The organism is Paenibacillus sp. sgz302164 (genome assembly GCF_056120505.1).
On sequence record NZ_JBVYOL010000003.1, the window covers coordinates 368,408 to 387,321 of the forward strand.

14 protein-coding genes are annotated in these 18,914 nt (G+C 53.4%); 3 read left to right on the plus strand and 11 right to left on the minus strand.

Going from position 1 to position 18,914, the window contains the following annotated elements; all coding sequences use genetic code 11:
* Positions 1–18 precede the first annotated feature (18 nt).
* The 5 genes from AC0LWT_RS07500 to AC0LWT_RS07520 all read right to left on the minus strand — a co-directional run bounded on the left by AC0LWT_RS07500 (position 19) and on the right by AC0LWT_RS07520 (position 8,707).
* Positions 19–1,500 (minus strand): spore germination protein, encoded by a 1,482-nt coding sequence (locus AC0LWT_RS07500; RefSeq protein ID WP_474680602.1) that lies wholly within the window; start codon positions 1,498–1,500, stop codon positions 19–21.
* 666 nt (positions 1,501–2,166) lie between these two features.
* Entirely contained in the window at positions 2,167–4,275 is a 2,109-nt protein-coding gene (locus AC0LWT_RS07505; protein WP_474680603.1) for a molybdopterin oxidoreductase family protein, read from the minus strand.
* Between the two features lie 32 nt (positions 4,276–4,307).
* Entirely contained in the window at positions 4,308–4,658 is a 351-nt protein-coding gene (nirD, locus tag AC0LWT_RS07510; RefSeq protein ID WP_474680604.1) for a nitrite reductase small subunit NirD, read from the minus strand.
* Between the two features lie 34 nt (positions 4,659–4,692).
* Positions 4,693–7,110: a nitrite reductase large subunit NirB gene (gene nirB / locus AC0LWT_RS07515; RefSeq protein WP_474680605.1), complete on the minus strand. Its 2,418-nt coding sequence runs from the start codon at positions 7,108–7,110 to the stop codon at positions 4,693–4,695.
* Positions 7,111–7,471: 361 nt separating this feature from the next.
* Positions 7,472–8,707 (minus strand): nitrate/nitrite transporter, encoded by a 1,236-nt coding sequence (locus AC0LWT_RS07520; protein ID WP_474680606.1) that lies wholly within the window; start codon positions 8,705–8,707, stop codon positions 7,472–7,474.
* Between the two features lie 504 nt (positions 8,708–9,211).
* On the opposite strand from AC0LWT_RS07520, the gene AC0LWT_RS07525 reads away from it, so the two are divergent.
* From AC0LWT_RS07525 to AC0LWT_RS07535, 3 genes are read left to right on the plus strand one after another with little or no spacing between them, the layout of a single operon-like run.
* Complete coding sequence (locus AC0LWT_RS07525) at positions 9,212–9,862, plus strand: ANTAR domain-containing response regulator (RefSeq protein WP_474680607.1); 651 nt, start codon at positions 9,212–9,214, stop codon at positions 9,860–9,862.
* Positions 9,859–10,890 (plus strand): anthranilate phosphoribosyltransferase, encoded by a 1,032-nt coding sequence (locus AC0LWT_RS07530; RefSeq protein WP_474680608.1) that lies wholly within the window; start codon positions 9,859–9,861, stop codon positions 10,888–10,890. Before AC0LWT_RS07525 ends, AC0LWT_RS07530 begins: the two co-directional genes overlap by 4 nt.
* Before the next feature lie 15 nt (positions 10,891–10,905).
* On the plus strand, positions 10,906–11,499 hold the full coding sequence (locus AC0LWT_RS07535) for a hypothetical protein (RefSeq protein WP_474680609.1): 594 nt from the start codon (positions 10,906–10,908) through the stop codon (positions 11,497–11,499).
* Between the two features lie 59 nt (positions 11,500–11,558).
* Here the strand turns inward: AC0LWT_RS07535 and AC0LWT_RS07540 are convergent, their stop codons facing one another.
* The 6 genes from AC0LWT_RS07540 to AC0LWT_RS07565 all read right to left on the minus strand — a co-directional run bounded on the left by AC0LWT_RS07540 (position 11,559) and on the right by AC0LWT_RS07565 (position 18,858).
* Positions 11,559–11,894, minus strand: coding sequence for a hypothetical protein (locus AC0LWT_RS07540; protein WP_474680610.1), 336 nt, complete (start codon positions 11,892–11,894; stop codon positions 11,559–11,561).
* A 100-nt stretch (positions 11,895–11,994) separates the two neighbouring features.
* The gene (locus AC0LWT_RS07545) at positions 11,995–12,843 is read right to left on the minus strand and encodes a peptidoglycan-binding protein (RefSeq protein ID WP_474680611.1); all 849 of its coding nucleotides are present in this window, start codon (positions 12,841–12,843) and stop codon (positions 11,995–11,997) included.
* Positions 12,844–13,116: 273 nt separating this feature from the next.
* The gene (locus tag AC0LWT_RS07550; protein ID WP_474680612.1) at positions 13,117–13,659 is read right to left on the minus strand and encodes a hypothetical protein; all 543 of its coding nucleotides are present in this window, start codon (positions 13,657–13,659) and stop codon (positions 13,117–13,119) included.
* A 346-nt stretch (positions 13,660–14,005) separates the two neighbouring features.
* A complete protein-coding gene (locus AC0LWT_RS07555; protein WP_474680613.1) occupies positions 14,006–17,140 on the minus strand; it encodes an alpha-mannosidase in 3,135 nt (1,044 codons plus the stop codon).
* Positions 17,141–17,164: 24 nt separating this feature from the next.
* A complete protein-coding gene (locus AC0LWT_RS07560; protein ID WP_474680614.1) occupies positions 17,165–17,920 on the minus strand; it encodes a sugar phosphate isomerase/epimerase family protein in 756 nt (251 codons plus the stop codon).
* Positions 17,917–18,858 carry an aldo/keto reductase gene (locus AC0LWT_RS07565; RefSeq protein ID WP_474680615.1) on the minus strand — a complete coding sequence of 314 codons (942 nt, stop codon included), beginning with the start codon at positions 18,856–18,858 and terminating at the stop codon, positions 17,917–17,919. The genes AC0LWT_RS07560 and AC0LWT_RS07565 overlap by 4 nt, the downstream gene beginning before the upstream one ends.
* Between the last annotated feature and the right edge of the window lie 56 nt (positions 18,859–18,914).

Genomic DNA, 18,914 nt, shown 5'->3' on the forward strand with positions numbered 1-18,914 from the left:
TCTCCCGTTCGTTTTCTGCTACTGCCGCGTGCGGTCCTGCGGTTTATTCATCTCTGGCCGGCGTTTCATCATATGAAGAGGCAGCCTGAGGAGCAGATCTTTCCAGTTGCTCACATGAATAGGAACGAAGGGCTCCAAATAGCCTACTCCAAAGCTTTTTAGCTTCGACATATGGACCGTTATAATGATAAACAAGAGGATAATCCCGTAAAGCCCCATTACAGCCGCCGCCATCATCATGGCGAAGCGCAGCATCCGAATGGCAAGCCCTCCGTTATACTGCGGTATGGCAAAAGAAGAGATTGCCGTTAACGCCACTACAATCACCATGATCGGACTTACGATGGCGGCTTGCACGGCAGCCTGGCCGATGACCAATCCGCCGACGATGCTGACGGTTTGCCCGATCTGTTTGGGCAGCCGAAGTCCTGCTTCGCGCAAAATTTCCAGCGTGATTTCCATAATCAAAGCTTCTATAATCGACGAGAAAGGAACCCCTTCCCGCCCCGCGGCGATGGAAATCACCAGCTTCGTCGGAATTAATCCGTGATTGTAAGAGATCAAAGCGATGTAAAGAGCCGGCAGGAACAGAGCGATAAATGCCGCCCCGAACCGGAGAAGACGAATGAGCGAGGACGGCAGCCAGCGCTCGTAGTAATCCTCGGATGACGTTATGAGCATATAGAACGTAACGGGCATCAATAAAGCAAACGGAGTTCCGTCCACCATCAAAGCTGCGCGGCCTTCCATCAGGGCGCTGGCCACCCTGTCCGGACGCTCCGTATTTTGTATCTGCGGGAACGGAGACAGCCAATTTTCCTCCATCAGCTGCTCCAAATAGCCTGATCCGGCAACCTCATCGATATCGATGCGTTCGATGCGGCTTTTGATTTCCTCCACCAATCCTACGTTGGTCAAGCCTTTGATATACAGGAGCGACACGTTTGTTTTTGAACGTCTTCCGACCTGATAATTAATCATCGCTAAATTGGGATCTTTGATTCTGCGGCGAACGAGCGCCATATTTTGGCTCAAAATTTCATTAAAGCCTTCCCTCGGCCCCCGGACAACCGCTTCCGATACAGGCTCCTCGATCGACCGGCCTATCCAATTGGCAGTGCCCAGGATGAACGCTTCCGGCAGGCCCTCTATAAACAGAACGGCGTCCCCTCCCAAAATCTCGGACAGACATTCTTCCAAAGATTGAACCTCACGAATTTGGGCTATGGAAATAACGGAGTACTCCAGGCATGCCTTCATTTCTTCTACTGTAATCGCAGCATCGGGGTCAGGCAGATCATTTGCCCTCATCAACGGTTTGATCACCTGCTCCTGAAGAACAGCCTTATCCACCAAACCTTCCATATAAACGACACTGGCTTCCCAATCGGAACGGTTTATTTTAAACTTGCGGAACAAAATGTCCGGCCTGTGCCCTACGCTTTCTTTGATCATTTGCAAATTCTCATCCAGGTTTTCCGTTAAGTTATATGGCGTCATCGAACTCACCTTTTCTTCCGATCATTGCCTTGCAGCCAGTGGGATATTCTGGATATCGTAAACGGAACGGCAAAAACGGCAAACGCCCCTATCCATGTATCCCATTTTAGAAAGTAGTCCGCTGCCTTGGGAAACATATCCGAATTCCTCTCTTTATTGTCAAAATGTTCTATCGTTATTATGCCAAAATGTTCAAGATTTATTTTGGAGCACCTCTGCAAAAAAACCGGCACGCCGGGCCGACGGGAAAACCTGCGATTGTCAGGCTGCCCGAGCAAGTCGCGACACTCTGTAAGGGCTAGGGGAGCGAGTGTGGATAATTTGGAGGACAACCGTTTTTCCGGGCGTACGCCTCTCCCCGTGCAGGTCGCGAACCGCACAACTGGGCAGGAAGCAGCTTGCTAGGGAGAAAACCTGCGAAAGTGCAGGTTTTCCCTCTGGAATCGGCTTGTATTGGCGAAAATCCTGCGAGAGTGCAGGAATTTTCGTTGAAAGTGAGCACGAGACTATGTGTTCGGTGAAAAGCCTGCGCTTTTGCAGGAATTGTTCGCGACCAGCGGATGGAGAGCGCAAATTGATGTATTTTTGCAGGCTTTCTCCACGGCCGGGCCGCAAAAAAAGGACCGCAGACAAGCGGCGGCATACCGCTTGTCGTGCAGTCCTTTTTTATTCGGCGCGTTCCACTTTGACCGCGCAAATTTTGAATTCCGGCATCCGGCTCGTCGGATCGAGCGCGCCGACCGTCAGCTTGTTGACGGAAAGTTCGTCGCCCCAATGGAACGGCACGAACACCGTCCTCGGCTGAATCCCTTCCGTCACCTTCACCTGCAGCGCGATCGAGCCTCTGCGGCTCGTGATGCGGATTTTGCCGCCGATGCCGAGTCCGATTTTGCCGGCCAGCCACGGATGGATTTCCGCCACAGGCACCGGCATTTTTTTGTTCAATCCTTCGGTCCGCCGCGTCTGCGCGCCGCTTAAATAATGATTGGACAGCCGTCCGGTCGTCAGCACGAACGGATACTCCGCATCGATCGGCTCGGCGGGCATTTTGGGTACGATGCCGAACATTCGGGCCTTCCCGTCCGCATGGTAGAAGCCGTCTTCGAACAAATACGGCGTTCCCGGATGTTCCTTGGACGGGCAAGGCCAGAATAAACCGTTCTGCTCCTTCAGGCGGGCATACGTTATGCCGCTGTAATCGGCCTTGCCTCCCGCGGACGCCCGGGTCAGTTCGTCAAATACGTCCTCAATTCCGGCATACCTGAAATAAGCTCCTCTTCCGAGTTCCTCCGCCAGCTCGCAAATGATTTGATAATCCAGCTTGCTGTTTCCCGGCAGCTCCAGCGCCTTGCCGCGATGAAACACCCGGCCTTCGAGGTTCGTCAGCGTCCCTTCCCCTTCGAGAAAAGAAGATCCGGGAAGAAGATAATCCGCGTACTTGGCCGTTTCCGTCTCGAACATATCGACTACGACCAGCAGCTCCAGCTTCTGCAAAGCCCGCTCCACCATAGCGCTGTTCGGGCTGGAGACGATCGGGTTCGAGCCGAGCACGATGAGCGCCTTGATCTCGCCTTCGTCGGCTTTTTGCAGCAGCTCGTAGGCGGAGACGCCCTTTCCCGGCAGCTCGCCGGGATCGATCCCCCATACCCGGGCGACATGCTCCCGGGCTGCGGGGTCCTCGATCAGGCGGTATCCGGGAAGCTGGTCGGCCTTCTGGCCGTGCTCGCGCCCGCCCTGGCCGTTCGCCTGCCCGGTTACGGCCCCGTAACCGCAGCCTTTGCGCCCGATCTTGCCGGTCACTAGCGCCAGATTGATATAGTTGAGCGTGTTCTCCACACCGTTCACCTGCTGCTCCAAACCGCGGGCCGTCAGCACGATGCCGGTCTCCGCTTTGGCAAAGCCGCGGGCGATCGTCCGCACGACGCCCTCGAGTACGCCTGTCAGCTCCTCCACACGAGCAGGAGTGAAGGCTTTTACCGCTTCGGAGAGCTGCTCGAAGCCGGCTGTGCGGTCCCGGACGAAAGCATCCGCATGCAGCTTTTCGCTGACGATGACGTGCAGCAGTCCGTTGACAAATACCGAGTCAAACCCCGGCTGCAGGCGGACGTGAATGTCCGCCACCTTCGAGGTCATCGTATTGCGGGGATCGATCGTGACGATCGTTGCGCCTTTCTTTTTGGCATCCAGCAAATACGGCATCATGGTCGGCTGGCATTCGGCGATGTTCGTCCCGGCCAAAATGATGTACTTCGCATTCGGAATCTCGGAAAGCGGCATCGTCATGCCGCGGTCCAACCCGAACGCCTGATTGCTTGCCGCCGCTGCGGAAGACATACAGTATCGGCCGTTGTAATCGATATATTTGGAGCGCAGCGCCACGCGGGTGAATTTGCCGAGCAAATAGCTGACCTCATTGGTCAGCGAACCGCCGCCGTAGACGGCGACGGCATCCCGCCCGTACGCGGCTTGCAGCTCCTTGATTCGCTCCGCAATCTGCGGCAGCGCTGCGCTCCATGGCACAGCCTGCCAATTCCCCTGCCCGGCCCGTGCCCGCGCCAGCGGCTCCGTAATGCGCTCGGGATGGAGCACGTGGTCCAGCGCGTTCAGCCCTTTTTGGCACAGCCGGCCTGTAGCTACGGGAAAGGTCGGGCTAGGTTTGATCGCGACGCCCGGGCTTTTGTCCCCGGGCACCAGCTCCAATCCGCACTGCATACTGCAAAAGCAGCAGTGGGAGGAGGTTTGTTCTTTCGGCAATACCGTCAGCGCTGCTTGCACGGCGCCTCACCCCCCTGCTTGGAAAATCGCAATCAGCTGGCCAGCTCTTCCGCTTTCGGAAAGCCGATATACACCATGCCGTCCTGAATTTTCGTCGAATACGTCCGTACGCAGCCTGTGTCGGGAAGCTGTACCAGTCCGGAGGGCAAATGGATTTTCCGGTCATGCATCGGGCAGAAGACGTGCTCGTCGCACACAATCCCTTCGGCCAACACCCCGTCTTTGTGCGGGCAGCGGTTTTGAATCGCATGCAGCTTTCCGCTGCTCAGCTTGAACAAAGCCACTTCCTCGTTTCGATAACGGATCGTTTTGCCGGTATTCACGGCCAATTCTTCATAAGATACGGCTTTCACCCATACCATTTGTTCTTCTATTACGTTCATGTTCATGCTCTCCTCCCACGGAAACCGTATTTTTCTATTTCAAATCGACCACTTCATACAGATCTTGCCGGATTTTTTTGCTGTCGATCGCCGTTCTCCAAGGATCTTTCGTCACGGACAAGGCGACATCCATTCTCGCGCACAATTCTTGACGTTTGGCCTCATCCTGCACGACGTCGCGAATATGATCGATGCCCAGACGGTGCACCCACTCGCTCGTCCGCTCCCCGTATTTGCCCGTTTCGCGGTAATATTGCAAATAAGCTTCCGTATATTCGATAATTTCCTGCTCGGTCTTCACGGTCGTGAGCAGATCGCCGACGCGGACTTTCACGCCGCCGTTGCCTCCGGCATACAGCTCCCAACCGCCGTCAACCGACACGACGCCCAAATCCTTGATGCCGGATTCCGCACAGTTGCGCGGGCAGCCGGATACGGCCATTTTCACTTTCGCCGGCGTATTCAGCCGCTCGAAACGTTGTTCCATGGCGATCCCCACACCCATCGAATCGCCCGTGCCGAAGCGGCAAAATTCCTCGCCCACGCACGTTTTCACGGTGCGCAGCGCTTTACCGTAAGCATAGCCTGACGGCATATCGAGCTCTTCCCACATCGCAGTAAGATCTTCTTTTTTCACGCCCAGCAGGTCGATCCGCTGTCCGCCCGTCAATTTCACCGTCGGCACGTTGAATTTCTCCGCCACTTCGGCGATCCGTTTCAGCTCCGCAGGATTCGTCACGCCGCCGTACATCCGGGGAACGACGGAGTAGGTGCCGTCTTTTTGAATATTCGCATGCATCCGCTCGTTGACAAAACGGGACGTGCTGTCGTCGCGGTACGTTTCCGGATTCACCATGCCCAGGTAGTAGTTCAGGGCAGGACGGCATTTGGAGCAGCCTTCTTCGTTTTTCCAGCCGAGCACGTTCATCACTTCGCGCACATGAGTAAGCCCTTTGGCGCGGATCGCTTCCACTACCTCATCGCGGGAGTGGTCGGTGCAGCTGCAAATCGTTTCTTTTGCCGCGTTTTTGTCGTAAGAATCGCCCAGTGTAAGAGCCAGCAAATCGCTGACCAAAGGCTTGCAGCCGCCGCAGGAGCGCGACGCCGTCGTGCAGTTTTTGACCTCTTCCACGCTGGTCAAGCCCTGCTCCCTGATTGCCGAGCATATCGTTCCTTTGGTGACGCCGTTGCACCCGCAAATAATCGTATCGTCACTCATATCCGCAACCGCCGAGCCTGTTCCGCCGCTTGCAGGGTCTTTCAGAATGGACGTTTTTTCCATGCCGCTGACGTCGGTGCCCTCACGGATCATTTGCATCAACCGCGTGCCGTCGGAAGTATCTCCGAACAAGACTGCGCCGATAATTTTGTTGTCCTGGACGACGACTTTCTTATAAATGCCGGAAAATTCGTCGTGAATGCGGATCGCTTTCGTCCCTTCGGCATCCATGAACTTACCCCCGGAAAATACGTCAACGCCGGAAACTTTAAGCTTCGTGTATACGACCGAGCCCTCATAAGGCCCCGTTTCCACCCCGGCCAAATGTTTGGCGAGAACGGCCCCCTGCTCGTACAACGGGGCTACGAGACCGTAAGCGATGCCCCGGTGCATGGCGCACTCGCCGACTGCGTATACGTTCGGTACGCTCGTTTGCAAATAATCGTTGACCACAATGCCCGGGTTGCATTCGAGGCCCGCATCTTTCGCCAGCTGCACGTTCGGCCGAATGCCCACGGCCATGACGATCAGATCGGCGTCGGCGACGGAACCGTCCTTGAATTTCAAGCCCTTGACGCGCTTGTCTCCGATAATTTCCACCGATTGCTTGTCGAGAAGGAAATTCATGCCCTGCTCTTCCAGCGCCGTCTGCAGCATCTTCGATGCCGGGCGGTCGAGCTGCCGCTCCATGATCGTGTCGACAATATGAACGACATCGACCTGCATGCCCAGATTCAGGAAGCCCCGGGCCGCCTCAAGACCGAGCAGTCCGCCGCCGATGACGACGGCCTTCTTGTACTTTTTGGCCGAATCGATCATCACTTCGCAATCGCGAATCGTCCTGTAAGCCATGACGCCTTCTTTATCAGCACCCGGCAGCGGGATCATAAACGGATTCGAGCCGGTAGCCAATATCAATTTATCGTAAGATACCGTAACCCCTTTATCGCTTGTGACGGTTTGGGCGGTTGTGTCGATTCCGGTAACGGTTTGATTCGTATATAAAGTAATTCCATGGGAGGCGTACCATTCAAACGGATGAATGACGATATCATCCACTTTGGAATCTCCCGATAGAACGTAAGACAGCATAATTCTGTTGTAGTTCGGATAAGGCTCGCTGCCGAAAATCGTCACCTCATATTTGCCCGGCGCCAGTTTCAACAGGTGCTCAATCGCATTTACTCCAGCCATCCCATTCCCGACCAATACAAGCTTCTCTTTCTGTACCATTACAAATCATCCTCTCCAAATGATCAAACTCTATATCCCTGCGTGTATGATCCATATCCTTCTGGGAAAAAGGGCCACCCGGGAGCGGGGAGCGCATAACCGCTTTGAAAATCGACTGCTCCCGAATGACAAAAGTTGGGATATGGAGCTTGGAGCCGGCCCGATGATACTTTCGTCGGACCGACTCCTGGAGTAGTTCGATTCGAACTACCAAAGACGAGTGGTCGTAAACGTCTTTGCTCCTGCAGCCTGCAGCAGGGGGCAGTAGGCCGGCAGGCGGCAGTCTCAAGCTGCACGAGCAAAGCTTTTACGCGGTTCGTTGCTGCCGCCGGCCCTGAGGCCGGCAGCCGAACCTGTAATTTTAAGCGTGAACGCTGCTTGTCGGTGCGGACTTCACTTTGCCGCCCTCGCCGATCCAGGAGCGCTTCCACTGGCCTTGAACGATGGCGATGATCAGGATGCAGCAGATCGCAATGCCGCTCAGCACCAGGAAGCCCGGAGTGAAGGAGCCTGTGGAAAGCTTCAGGTTGCCGAGAATTTTGGGGAGAAAATATCCGCCCAATCCGCCGGCTGCGCCGACGACGCCCGTAATCATGCCGACTTCGTTGCTGAACCGCTGCGGAACGAGCTGGAACACGGCCCCGTTGCCCATCCCCATGCACATCATCCCGATGAACAGAAGCACCGTCGTAAGGCCAAGCGCAGGAAGCGTCGAGACGGCAGCCAACATCAAACCGATTCCCCCGTACAAAGTCATCAGCATCCGGATACCGCCCATTTTATCGGAGAGCCAGCCGCCGATCGGGCGGAAAAAGCTGCCCGCAATAATGCAAATGGTGGCAAAATCCGCAGCGGCGACAGGATTCAACTGGTACTGCGTGTTGAAGAAAATCGTCAAATAGTTGGCCATACCGGAAAAACCGCCGAACGTCACCATATAAAGGATGCAGAACAACCAGGTATCCCTCTGCTTCAGCACGCGTCCGTAGTCGGCGAGTTTGGCCGGGGCAGGCTGCGTCGGACTGTCTTTGGCCGTGAACAGAAAAATGATAAATACAATGACCAGCGGGATCAAAGCCAGGCCGAATACGACGTGCCAGTCGCCATAATGCTGCGCCAGACGGTTGGCGAACAGCGTGCTGAAGATCGTTCCGCTGTTGCCGGCGCCCGCAATTCCCAGCGCAAGCCCTTGATATTCCGGCGGATACCATCTGCTGGCCAGCGGCAGAGCGGCCGCAAAGCTGGCCCCCGCAATGCCGAGCATCAACGCTACGAAGTACATATCGCTGAGCGAATTCGCAAATTGCCACCCGAATACCAGCGGAACGACCGTCAGCAGCATGCCGATCATTCCCGTCTTTTTCGGACCGATTCTGTCGGTCAAATATCCGAGCACCACTCTGAGAATAGAGCCTCCGAGCGCAGGCAGCGCGACCAGGTTCGCCTTTTGCGCGGCGTCCAGATTAAAATCTTTGGCGATCAATACGGCCAGCGGACCGAGCATGACCCAAATCATGAAGCTCATGTCAAAATACATGAATGCGCTGAACAGAGACCCTTTGTGCCCGCTTTGCAAAAAACTTTTCCGATCGACCATACAGTACCCTCTCCTTTGTATACGGCATATTGCCTTATATGCTGCTTCCTATCCGAACTTGCCTGCTTGTTCTCCCTGCGCGATTGCCGTAGTTGACAGCAGTAGAAAAAGCCGACAGACGTAACCGCAGAAATGCGGAACGTTCATCGGCTTCTTTGCCACTGCAGCCACGTCGCTGTGACTGACATGTAATCATTTTTCACATAAGAGAACATAAAAAGCCTATCCTATTACGTATTTGTAAGGGATAGGCGCCATTGCCTTTTGGGACCGACACACCATTGTGTCCGTAACCTTGCGGGTTCATGATGTTATTATAGTATTCATTTTAGGTTATGTCAATAAACTTAACATAAATTTTCTGAAAAGGATTTGAAGCGGATTTTATCGACAAAAATTAAGGGGCTATGCTATATTATTTGGTATATTAAATTACATTCGCCGATATAACCTAACATGAATATGTCATTTCCTTGAAGCTAAACCATGATGGAGAGTGTTCAAATGCTGCAAACATTTATACTGATCGACGAGTTGAAACCGACTCGCACAGCCTCCTCCACTTCGTCTTCGTATTCGCGGAATGACCCGACCGAGCTTGCCAGGGAATCATTGCCCGAATCCATGCTGAAAGATATGGGATTTCGTGTCTATGCGGCCTCCACAACCAAAGAGTTAACTTTCATAATAGGAAAAGCCGATGCGGTTCTGCTGTCCGTAAGCCCCGACCAGGTGGCGCCCTGGCGGTTGCGGGCCCATGCGGAGCGCAGCCTCCCGATCTTTTGGTGGTGCGATCCTCACACGTTTCCGAGCAACGAATGCAAAATGGACGCAGGCATTGACGGGCTGATCGGCCCGACGATGAACGCTTTGGAAGTTCACTGCGCCCTGCTGCTCGGAGTCAATCATTATTTTCAGCGGACGGAGTGGCAGCAGGAGCGGGAACAGCTTTTGTCCCGTTTGGAGGAGCGCAAATGGATCGATCAGGCCAAGCGGATCTTATGCGAGATCAAGCATATTTCCGAAGCCGAGGCTTACGAGTTTTTGCGCAAGCAGGCTATGAACGAACGCAAGCGGATGGTAGACGTTGCCACCTCCATCGTCAAAGTGTATCAACTGCTGCAGGATGAGAATAAAGGAGGGCGTAAACGATGATTTCCCTGATAAAAGAAGTTGGCCGCGGCAAACGCGGCGCGAGAGATCTTACTTATGAAGAAGCGCTGAATGCAGCGGAGCAAATATTGACCGGAGCTGCCACGCCGGCTCAAATCGGAGCTTTTCTCGTGGCGGAGCGGATCAAGATGGAATCGCCGGAAGAGCTGAGAGCGTTCATTGACGCCCTGCGCAAGCGCAGCAGCACTTATCCTGTGCAGGGAAGCTTCGATTGCGCAGGGCCGTACGACGGCCGCACGCGCACATTCATCGCGACATTCCCTACGGCGTTCGTGCTGGCGGCCTGCGGGCTGCCAAGCACGCTGCACGGCACCTCCACCATGCCGCCCAAATGGGGCATTACATTGCCGGACGTGCTGCACGATCTGAAAATCCCGGTGGCGCACGCCTCGCGTGAGGCGCTCATTGCGGCCGCAGAACGCAGCGGCTTCCTGTTCGTGCCCACGGAAAGCTGGTGCCCGCCGCTCGGCGAGCTGCGCAGCCTGCGCCAGGAGCTCGGCCTGCGCACCGTGTTCAACACGGCGGAAAAGCTGCTGCGTTTTACGGAAGCGCCTTACATGGCTGTCGGCGTTTTTCACGGCACCGTTTTTGAGAAAATTACGAATATGCTGATCGATCTGGGCGTCACCCGCGGCATCGTCGTTCAAGGCATGGAAGGTTCGGAAGACTTGGCCGTCGACAAGCGGACCCGGACCTACCTGATTCGGGACGGGGCGAGCGAACTGTTCATCGTCGATCCGGAAATTTTCGAGCTGATGGTGGAAGTGCCCGAAGTCGAATGGACGGCGGAGCTGCAAGGCCAAACCGCCCTCGCCGTGCTGCGCGGCGAAGCCGAGCTGCCTTACCTGAACATGGTGCTGCTGAACAGCGCCGTGCGGCTCTGGATCGCCGGGCATGCCGGCTCCATCGAAGAAGGCATTTACTTGGCCCGCCACGCCATCGAACAAGGAACGGCGCTGCGGAAATATACGGAATGGTCGGAAGCGATAAGCGCGGTTACGGCCATGTAAAGGGGGCTGCCGTTTGTGGCAGCCCTTTTTTACCGGTCCGAGGCTCGGACCGGTCACGCGCGGCTTGCCCGCTGCGGGGCGAAAGGCCGCGCTGTGTCCACGGCGGCTCGCCAGCACGGGGCGAAAGGCCGCGCTGCGTCCACGGCGGCTCGCCAGCACGGGGCGAAGGACCGCGGGGCGTCCACGGCGGCACGCCAGCACGGGGCGAAGGACCGCGGGGCGTCGACAGCGGATCGCCGGCACGGGGCGAAGGACCGCGGGGCGTCCACGGCGGATCGCCAGCGGGGCGAAGGACCGCGGGGCGTCCACGGCGGGATTGTCGGCAACGGCCGAAACACCGCGCAGGTCAACGGCGGATCGTCAGCACGCAAGCCTGCAAAAGTGCAGGCTTTTTCCGTGTATGCGGCTCATTTTAGCGAAAAGCCTGCAATTGTGCAGGAATTTTTGCTCGAAATGAGCCCGATCCCATATCCGCGGCGAAAAACCTGCACAATTGCAGGAATTTGTTGTAGCCAGCGCATCCATCGAGCAAAAACTGTACTTTTGCAGGTTTTTTCTTCACGCAACCAGGCAGGCAACAGGTTGAGGCGCTTAAGCAGAGGGCACTAGGCCGCTTAGCACGGAAAAGCCTGCGATTGTGCAGGTTTTTTCCTTAAAAATGGCTCATTTTAGCGAAAAGCCTGCAATTGTGCAGGAATTTTTGCTCGAAATGAGCCCGATCCCATATCCGCGGCGAAAAACCTGCACATTTGCAGGAATTTGTTGTAGTCAGCGCATCCATCGAGCAAAAACTGTACTTTTGCAGGTTTTTTCTTCACGCAACCAGGCAGATTGTGCGACCAGCTCTGGTGCAGGGTCTCTGAGTAGCTTGATTTTTGCAGATTTTCTGCACGCACGCGAACTACAGGCACTAATTTCCCACTCCTTGCGCTCCTCCAGACAACAAAACCCACCCTTGCACCTCTCCCGGCAGCAAAACCCACTCTTTGCTCTCCTTCGAACAACTTGCACTTCCCCGGCTGAATAACTTTCCATGCACTTCCTGGACAACAAACCCCACTCCTTGCGCTCCGTAGGCTGCAAAAAGTGGGGGAGTAGTTAGCGCTACTTTTCTATAAACAGCTGCGTGAACATTTTGCCGCACGGGCCGCCGTTCATAACGCCGATGCCGATTTGCTTGAAGCTCCGGTTGAGCATGTTGGCGTGATAAGGCTGGGAGTCTATCATAGCCTCATGCGCTGCCGTTGCATCTTTGTTGCATGCGATGTTTTCGGCCGCCGTACTGTATTTGATATTGAGCTTCTTCAGCATGTCAAACGGCGTGCCGAGGATTGGCGAGTTGTGAGCAAAATAGTTGCGGTCGACCATGTCCTGGCTTTTCAGGCGCGCCGCCCGCGTCAGTTCGGTATCTACGGCAAGCGGTGCGAGACCCGCTTTGGTCCGTTCCTTGTTGAGCAGATCGACCATCTGCTGCTCTTCCACGGTCAAAGCCGGCAAAGCGGGTGCCGCGGGAGACGGGGACGGTTCGGGCACCGGCTTTGGACTTGGCGGCGGCGGGGGCGGTTCGGGCACCGGCTTGGGCTTCGGACTTGGCGACGGTTCAGGCACCGGCTTTGGACTTGGCGGCGGCGGAGAGGGCGAAGCGGGGTTTTTCGTTATTTTCAACTTGCCGTACGCCCAAAGGATCGATTCCAGCGTCCGGTCGTCCACGCTGCCGGTGACGGGGAGTCCGTATTTTTCCTGAAAAGCTTTGACGCCGGCCCGCGTCTGATTGCCGTAATAGCCGGTTATGGGACCGCCGTAGAAGCCCAGCGATTTCAACATCCCCTGTACGGCATATACATCAGGGCCTTTGGAGCCTTTGCCGAACGCATACGCCGTCGTAGACGACGCAAACAGCATGAACGCACAGATCAGCGCTATCCAGATTTGCTTACTTTTGCCTCGAAACATGAGCTGCCTTCACTCCTCGTCAAAAGGAATCTTTCGCCTGTAGAAATGACGATAGGCTTAGATTTTCCTAATTAAGGAGGATTATCCGATGAAACGGCTTAATTATTTGTGGTCTCGGTCTCAGCTTGTGCGGCAGTGAGCCGGAATTCAGCCGATTGACGGGGGCATAACGGAATCGCGCTCCGGCCGCCAATCCGGAATTGCACACACTGCTGCCTTGACACCTACTCGGTTCCCCAGCCCGCAAAGTGGTTGGTCATCCGCCTCGCCGTATCAAGCGTCAAGATCATCTGCGTAGACAGCAAATTTGGCATACGCATCGCTCGTTCCGTTAAACCCGTCGCCATCGACAGTAAAGATCGGCTTGAATCCGCCTGCCTCATTGCCGCGAACGCCGAACGCGAATTCAGCGGATGCGGTACGGTATGACGCCTTGCCGTAATCCGTAGCCATCCTGACTCGGCCGCTGAATAGCGATTTATCCGTCCCGATGCGGCACACCCGAAACCACTGCGCATAATTCCTCACGCCGGGCTTCGGCTCGCCGATGTCCCGCAGCTTCCGGTATCTCAGATCGCGCCACGTATTTTTCCAGTTCTCGGCTTTACTCAAATGCGAGGTTCTTATAGGGCCGTCAAAATTAAAAAATCCCGATGTTTCCGGATAATCGGCTTGAATGAAATTGCCCGCGAATGCCGGCCCCTCCGGCGGCGTCTCGCAACGGAACAAGCCGCTTGAATCGCGAATGGTGCCATTTTTGCCGAAACCGACGCCTGTCGAGTTGCCCGTTGTCCATATATTGACTTCCAGCAACAAGCCTGCCCATCTTCCCTCTCATCTGTATTCCCCTGCATACTGCTGGCTTGCGCACGAAACTCGATACGTCTCAGTATCCGATTTCGGCTATGACATGTTGAACGAATCCGCCATATTTTGGACCGTAAAATTCGGGTCGTTATAGTTTTGCTCGATATAGGCGGCCATAGACTTATTCGATTATTTTGGCCATCGCATTATTTCATGCTTCTTTGGGTTACACCTAAACCTCAAATTTACCAGGAATTACCACGAACTGCATAAGTCCTGTCAATAGAAGAGCAAATGTAAGTATGCCTTATCTAAGTGAAGACGGAGCCCGTAGTGTGCTCCGTACTTTTGTTGATTAAACTTCGAGAGTGACAAGAAATGTTTTAATTTCATAAGGCTTAAGCTCAATATTTGAAGCCTCAACGTCTCCGATTAGACGCTCCATTAAATCACATTCCTGCATCGATTGAATCCTAAAATCGCTCTTGATATCCACATGAGTACGGACCCCGGCAAACTCATGAATACGAAGAACAAGTCTCTCTCCATCCTCAGCTTTTTTAATTGCATCCGCCATCACATTCGGAGCAGAGAATTCAAACATGGAAAGTGTGCCTTGCGTTGGAACACCTGCATAACTCGTCAGCGGATTATTAAGCTCCCATGCTTCCTGTACCGTACCGCCTGCATACCAATCCCCCGCATGCGGGAGAAGAGCATACACAAAGGAATGTTCCCCGAGATCAGCTATCGGGTCCGGATGAATCGCGGATTTAATGAGTGACAAGCGTATGACGTTATCCTTAATGTCGTAGCCATACTTACAATCATTCAGTAAGCTTACGCCGTATCCTCGTTCGGACAAGTCCGCCCATTGGTGCCCGACGGATTCAAAACGCGCCCAATCCCAGCTCGTGTTCCAATGCGTCGGACGCTTAACGTTACCGAACTGAATATCGTAAGTAGCCTCCGTAGAACGCACGTCAACCGGGAAAGCAACCTTCAACAGCTGCTGACGTTCCTGCCAGTCGATATGGGTACGGAAATCAATGCGTCGGCTGTCTGCATAGACAGTCATCCATTGCGAAATCGTAGACTTCGCAAAGTTCCATTTGAATGCAACTGTTGCGGCTAATGGTCCCTCTTCAACAAGCTCGACCGATATAAGATCAGTAATTTCGCGCATTTTTTCTTGGTAGAAAATATCGATATCCCAAGCGTCGAAATCAATCGGCTTATCTTCAAACACCTGTAGAACGTTGCCTCGCGAGCTTGCAACAAGCACGTTCCGGCGATTATCTAGGTCGAATACGCGGACCAACTGGCCGGATTCGTTCCATTCGATTTCATAATGAGGTGTTTTTAGCGTGCGTCCTTTCAATTGGAAAGGAATCTCTTCAGCTGCAGCAGTAGATTGAGATGGTTCTGTAAAGTGAATCGTCGTCATACCTAAAGACGGTATTTTAGGTGCATCGATGATCCAGCGGCCATCCGTGTATTGCGATTTCAATTGGTTGCCTTCCCGATCAGTCCAAACGCTGCCAATCACAGCTTTTTCCCCAGGGATAATAACAAGATCACTTCGTTCCCATGAGGCGCTGTTCAGAACCGTTACCGCACCTTTTTCCTGCTGTGTTCCAATTCGTGCTGCAGCTTCATTCCACGCAGATGTCCCTATAGACATAGCTTCCGCATATTCCTCACGACTATCTTCGTAGACCTCAGTAATCGAAGAACCTGGAATGATATCATGGAACTGATTGCGTAAAATGATGGTCCAACCCTTGTTTAACATCTCCTGTGGATAAACGCTCCAATCGGATTTCAACAAAGCAGCCAAAGCACTGACATATTCCGTTTCACGATACAGAAGCTCCAGCTTACGATTCATCCGTTTGATGTAGGCTTGGCTTGTATAAGTACCGCGATGATATTCGAGATACAGCTCACCGTCCCATGTATGCACATAACGGTCCGTTGCTTCAACAGTTTCGTGTAACCGCTCAAAGTATTCGTCTGCGCGTCCAGTTTTCACTTTAGGCAGGCCAGGCATGTCTTCCAAACGACGGCGCATCTCCAGCATCTCTCGATTGACACCGCCGCCGCCATCTCCATACCCATAAGACAGCAGAAGCTCTTGATTCACTTCTTTATCACGGTAGGCATCCCAGGTTCCCTTGACCGTCATTGGCGTTACCATGCCGTTGTACGTATAGAAGAACGAGTTAGCCTCTTCCCAGTCGCCAGGTGTGGTAATGAAATGCGTCAAAACTTCGGTGCCATCAATTCCCCGCCATTTGAAGGTATCGTGAGGCATACGATTGAACTGGTTCCAGCTGATTTTGGTCGTCATGAACGTATCGAACCCTGATTTCAGCAAAATTTGCGGCAGCGCCCAGCTGTACCCGAATACGTCGGGAAGCCATAAATAAGTGCTTTCCACCCCGAACTCCTCACGAATAAATCGGGTTCCATGTAAAAATTGTCTCACCAGCGATTCACCTGAGGTTAGGTTGCAATCGGCTTCCAGCCACATGCCTCCGCCAACTTCCCATCGCCCCTCACGTACACGCTCAAGAATTTGCTCGTAAATATCAGGATAATCTTGCTTGATATAGGCGTATAGTTGAGGCTGCGTCTGCAAAAACACATAGTCCGGGAATCGTTCCATTAGGCGTAGTACCGTGGAGAACGAACGAGCGCATTTTTCCCGAGTATGCTTAAGTCTCCACAACCAAGCCACGTCAATGTGGGTATGCCCAATACAAGTAATCGTAACGGGATGCTTCTTCTCCATCTGATTTAATTCCTCAAGCAGCAGTTCGCGGGAACGATATACGGAGTCATAGTAGGCTTCCGAGAGCGGATTCGACCAATCCACCAGCTTAAAAGAACGATCGAGCGCTTTAACTAACTGCGTACGTTCAGGATGGTTAGCATCCAGACTGCGGATGGTTTCCAGCACAGCGCGTCCAGTGTAGTAGAAATCGTCAACCCGCTCATCCAGCCAGCAGATTTCAGCAAGATTCACCGTATGCTTCTTCTCGCGCGGTTTTCCGCCTCCTTCGAGTCCTGACCACAGGCGGATATCCATCCGCCCCTGCGTGCCTGCAGCATCTTCCGGTAAAAATACTTCTTGATGGTTCGAATCGACACCCTGAAAAGGGGAACCGTTCCAATATAATAAGGATTCGAATCCGTCATTGTTGCCTCCGCCCGTTTCACCGAAATCGAAGCGCCCCAAAATGGTTTTGTCGGCCCATTCCTTTGGAATATCAATTATGCGCGATAACCACACGTAGCGGTCGCGCCCTTTCCAAGTCTCACCCGTCTTCAGTTCAAATGCAGGCTGCGTAACTGGCGGTCTTGCTCCATTCGCTCCATCCTCATCTTCCGTAGCTGAAAATCGCTCCAAAGGCACCGCATCGCGATACCGGGTTTCGCTTAATTCGCGCAATCTCGCTTCCAGCTTCGATTCTGTAAAAAACATATCGAATCTCTCCTCCTATCGATTTCAATGAATCAATTTCTCTAGCTTGAGCAAATTGGTATAACTTAACGCCAAACTATCCATCGGGTTTCCCTGACAATAATCTTGCTCAACAGCGAACCATTCTACACCACTTTGCAATCCCCACTTCAGGATAGGTGCGAAATCAATCGATCCAGTTCCGATTTCAGCGAAATATTTTCTTTCGTCTGCAGTAATATCCTTCAGATGAAGGATCGGCATACGAAAAGCATAATTTTGAATGAAGGATAGCGGATCTTGATCCGCCTTTTTTACCCAGTAGGTGTCAATCTCAGCATAAATAGCCGGATCTTCAAGCAAGTATTCCAGGGCAAATTTCCCATCGATTGTCGTATGAAATTCAAAATCGTGATTATGATACCCTACGCGGTATCCCATGCCGCTGACTCTGGAAGCTGCCTGCAGCAAATCGTGACGCACACTAGCATACCCCTCTGGATTCTGCAGCCCATCAGGGAGTGAGTGACAGATCAGATCCTTCGTATCGAAAAGGCGAGCCTCCTCCAATACGGCGACCATATCATTCTTCAATCGCTCCAAACCGACATGCATGCCAGCCGTTTGCAATCCGAGTTCTTTCATAACCGCAGCGATATCTTTCGCTGGATTTCCATGCAGCCCATCGATCTGGACGGCCGCCCACCCCATCTTTTTCAGCTCTCTCAGTACGCTTGGGAAATCTTTTTTCAATTCGTTTCTCAAGGTGTACAATTGCGCAGCCAATTTATGTTGGATCATTCCGCCAGCTCCTCCCTTTTCAACTCCAACCATTCGACCTCTTGCTCAGTTAACGGCAGATTCATAGCTTGTATAGAGGAATCCAGCTCCTCCGGGTTTCGAGGCCCAATGATTGCACAAGTCGGGAAAGACTGATTAAGAACGTAGGATAAGGCAATTTGAATCGGTGTAACCTGCTTTTCTTCAGCCAGCTTTGCGGCACGACGATAACGTTCCCAGTTGTTTTCGCTGTAGTACACGCGTACCATTTCCTCATCCGCACGATTGTCTGGTGTGAAATTTCCCGAGAAAAATCCACCAGCTTGGGCGGACCATGCCAGTAATGGCAGCTGATTGACCGAATGCCAATCGCAGGTATCCTCATCTGCCGAAACGCAGCCCTCCCAGCGGGGTTCGTTAGGCTTAGCAAGACTGAGATTCGGACTGCTGAATGAAAATCCTGTGAGGTTATGGGCAGCCGCGTACTCATTCGCTTCCTGGATGCGCTTATGCGACCAGTTGGAAGCTCCAATTGCCCGGATTCGCTTGGCCTCAAGGTGTACATTCAGCTCCTCGATGATCGGTCCGACCGCTACGTTCGGATCGTCCCGGTGCAGCGCATATAGATCGACATACTCCGTTCCCAGCCTTTCTAGACTCTCCGTTAAATCCTTGCGGATCGCTTGCGGATTTACCCGTGGACCCGGGCTGCCGTCATCGTGATGAGCACCCTTCGTTAGAATGACCAACTTTTCCCGATTCTTCTGCTCCGCAAGCCATTGACCGAGAACCAGCTCTTTGCCCCGATATTGATGAGCGGTATCGAAGGCATTGCCGCCTTCGCGGATGTAAGCATCCAGCATCATCCGTTCCGGCTCTTCCAATTTTCTCAAATCTCCCGTTCCCATGAACAATCGAGAAATGGGTTTGTCTACGCCCTTGATATTCATATATCTCATCCTGAATCCTCCTTCAAACATCTGATCGACCAATCAAAGAGAGTACGGCTGCGGCA